Genomic DNA, 2,307 nt, shown 5'->3' with positions numbered 1-2,307 from the left:
AAATACAGTCAAAATAGTTTTCACATTTAAATATAAAATTGTAGCCAATAGCAGTAGAAATCATATTTCTAAACTATTGGCTTTATTATACCAATTTTAAATTATATATGTTAGGCGTCAATTTTTTTACGCTTACGTTAATTCAATATTAACTTCCTTTTTCTGTATTTATATTTATTTTTCGTATACTATATTGTTGAATATAAAATCATGTAATATGTCTAAAGAACTCTGTTCAAAAGTTATTACTGACTTATTATTTATTCTATCTTCTTTAGCATGAACACCATCATTTATAGGGAACTCCATTTGCTTTATATCTATAGTCCCCATCTTTAATACTTGTGTCCCTAAACCAAGCATATCAGTAGGTTTCATATTAGTCTTAATATAAGGTAAGATAGTATCTAACATCTTAGGATACTCTAGAACAGATAAATTCTTTGCTCCACTTATTACACCTTCAATAACCGCCCTCTGTCTTCTATCTCTTTCTTCAGTTCCTCCACTAGTACCTTTTCTAATACGTGAATATGCAAGAGCTTGATATCCATTAAGTTCTTGTACACCAGCACTCTTAATATACTGTATTTCACCTTTATCTTTACTAGTATCAAACTTATAACTTTCTGGTATAAATTTATTTAACTCATTAATTTCATTTTGTTTAACTTCTACAGTTATACCTCCTAAAGTATCAATTATATCCATAAATGAATTGAAATCAACTAACAGATAATTTTGTATATCTAGTTCAAAATTACTTTCTATTGTTTCTGTTAGTAAATCCATACCTCCATAAGCATAAGCCTCAGTAAGTTTTATATTTCCATGACTTGTTGTAGAAACATATGCATCTCTTGCAAGAGATGTTACTCTTATATCTTTATTCTTGTTATCTACTGTAAGGATCATCATAGAGTCTGTACGAGAAACAGTTTCACCTGGTCTGGCATCAGTTCCACAAAGTAGTATATTTGTTATTCCATTTTCTACTTTATAATCATTACTTCCTGGTACACTACCTCCAGGGACATACATGGTATTTAATTTAAAATATACAAACCCAAATACACTAGCTGGAATTAGTACTACTAATGTAGCTAACGTTATCACTATTCTTTTTAAAGTTTTATTACTCATATTATCCTCCTGTTTTATACCTTAAATTAAATTAAGTTATGCTTTTATGATTTTAACTTCTACTCTATCTTTATTGTCTCACTATATTTTAGCACAATATAATAATTACGCCATACTTTCTTCTAATTAGCTAAATTTCATCATTATATAAAAATTCCCCAATCATTAGATTTTTAGTCCAACAATTGGGGTTCATTATATTGTCTACAATTGATTATTATTGCTTACATTTATTATTTTCTGATTGTTAGATCCTCTCATAACCAGAGATAAATCTTTTCTATCTTCCTCAAACTTGCCATCTACAAGTACATCAATATATTTTAAAATTTGATTTTGAGCTTCATTTAGATTTTCTAAAATATATCCTGTCCAAACATAAATTTTCTTATTAGGATAGATCTCTTTAAACCTTCTACAAAGGTCCACTACTCCATCAATATTTTGAGAACAAAGTGGTTCTCCTCCTAGTATGGATAAGTTTCTCTTTATATTATTTTTATCTATATTTTCTATAATGTAATTTAAATCTTCTTGTTTAAATTCTCTACCGCTATTGAAATCCCATGTTTCTGGGTTAAAGCACCCTTTACAATGATGGGGGCATCCCTGTGTCCATAATGACATAACTATACCTTGTCCATTAGCTATATCATTGTCCTTAATTTTTGAAATTCTCATTGTATCACTCCTATAAATGTAGTACTCTTTGACCTATTTCTTGAGTTCTTCCTTTACCCCACATATTGGCACCTATATAACCACAGGTTCTTCTCATTACTTGCATTTCATCTTTGTCTTTGTTCCCACAGTTTGGACAATACCATGTTAAGTTGTCACTGCCTAATTTTATTTCTCCACTAAATCCACATTTGTAACATACATCTGGCTTAGTATTTATTTCAGCATATTGTATGTTATGGTAAATGTAATTTATTATTTGTTCCACTGCACTTAAGTTTTTGCTCATATCTGGCACTTCTATATAACTTATACATCCTCCTAAAGATATATCATGGAATTGGCTTTCAAATGTAAGCTTATCAAAAGCATCTATTTCTTCACTTACGTGAACATGATATGAGTTTGTATAGTACATTCTATCTGTTACATTTTTTATTTCTCCAAATTTTTGTTTATCTATTCTACAGAATCTTGATGTTA

The 2,307-nt window shown here is 29.1% G+C and carries 3 protein-coding genes; all 3 read right to left on the bottom strand.

Annotated elements, in window-relative coordinates:
• Nucleotides 1-174: 174 nt before the first annotated feature.
• A complete protein-coding gene (locus tag ACRC03_RS16505; protein WP_438653694.1) occupies nucleotides 175-1,143 on the bottom strand; it encodes an LCP family protein in 969 nt (322 codons plus the stop codon).
• 204 nt (nucleotides 1,144-1,347) lie between these two features.
• Nucleotides 1,348-1,824 (bottom strand): anaerobic ribonucleoside-triphosphate reductase activating protein, encoded by a 477-nt coding sequence (gene nrdG, locus ACRC03_RS16500; RefSeq protein ID WP_438653693.1) that lies wholly within the window; start codon nucleotides 1,822-1,824, stop codon nucleotides 1,348-1,350.
• Between the two features lie 10 nt (nucleotides 1,825-1,834).
• On the bottom strand, nucleotides 1,835-2,307 hold a 473-nt coding region (gene nrdD, locus ACRC03_RS16495), incomplete at its 5' end, for an anaerobic ribonucleoside-triphosphate reductase (protein ID WP_438653692.1).

The sequence above is a fragment of the Romboutsia sp. genome (assembly GCF_051659545.1).
Classification (GTDB): Bacteria; Bacillota; Clostridia; order Peptostreptococcales; family Peptostreptococcaceae; genus JBOFOR01.
Note: the sequence above shows the minus strand (reverse complement) of the source record. Positions and strands in the feature narration are given on the sequence as shown.

Bases quoted from the DNA above. Each gene is read 5' to 3' on its own strand.
- ACRC03_RS16505 (WP_438653694.1), bottom strand. From the start codon at position 1,143: ATGAGTAATAAAACTTTAAAAAGAATAGTGATAACGTTAGCTACATTA.
- nrdG (WP_438653693.1), bottom strand. From the start codon at position 1,824: ATGAGAATTTCAAAAATTAAGGACAATGATATAGCTAATGGACAAGGT.